1 protein-coding gene and 1 pseudogene are annotated in these 776 nt (G+C 46.0%); both read left to right on the plus strand.

What is annotated here, in order from left to right; all coding sequences use genetic code 11:
- Nucleotides 1–257, plus strand: a pseudogene (locus LEPBO_RS39230) (BMP family protein); the annotation flags it as partial.
- Between the two features lie 73 nt (nt 258–330).
- A partial coding sequence (locus tag LEPBO_RS0133195) for an ATP-binding cassette domain-containing protein (RefSeq protein ID WP_026149109.1) occupies nt 331–776 on the plus strand: 446 nt, incomplete at its 3' end.

Below are 776 nucleotides of genomic sequence, written 5' to 3' on the forward strand. Positions count from 1 at the left end.
CGTCGATCGATCCTAAAGTCGTCGCCTCGAATCTGGTTTGGAATATGGAACCGTTATTTACCAAGATGATTGAGGATAGTAGATCCAAACAGTTCACGAATCAGTTTTACAAAATGGGCGTTGCAGAAGGGGTCGTTGGTGTAGAGATTCCATCGGCATTCAAAGATAAGCTCACACCGGAGCAGCTTAAATCGATCGAAGACACTCGCGCCAAAATTGCTTCTGGAGAACTGAAAGTTCCGTTTGTTCCGAAGTAAACTGAGGATCAATTTAGATGAACGGTCGTCTGTTCCGAATTGATTTTTTGCGAATGAATTGTATTGGGATGTGATGATGCGTTCTAGCTCGGATTCACACGATAGTCTAGCGATCGACATGATTGGCATCACGAAACGATTTGGGGGCGTGATTGCCAACGATGCGATCGACTTTCGGGTGAGAACGGGAGAGATTCATGCGTTGCTGGGTGAAAATGGGGCTGGAAAAACGACTTTAATGAATATTCTCTGTGGACTGTTCGAGCCAGATCAGGGAGAAATTCGAGTGCAGGGAAAGCCTGTAAAATTTCACTCTGCTAGAGATGCGATCGCTTGTGGAATCGGCATGGTTCACCAACATTTTAAGCTGGTTGAATCGTTTACTGTGGCAGAAAACATTGTGCTGGGGCAATCTTCTAGCGTTCTTCAAGAGTCCGCCAAGCAACTCTATCCTCGATTGCAACGACTCGCAGATGACTACGGATTGAAGGTGAATCCCCCTGCTCAGATTTGGCAACT

This window comes from Leptolyngbya boryana PCC 6306, assembly GCF_000353285.1.
Classification (GTDB): Bacteria; Cyanobacteriota; Cyanobacteriia; order Leptolyngbyales; family Leptolyngbyaceae; genus Leptolyngbya; species Leptolyngbya boryana.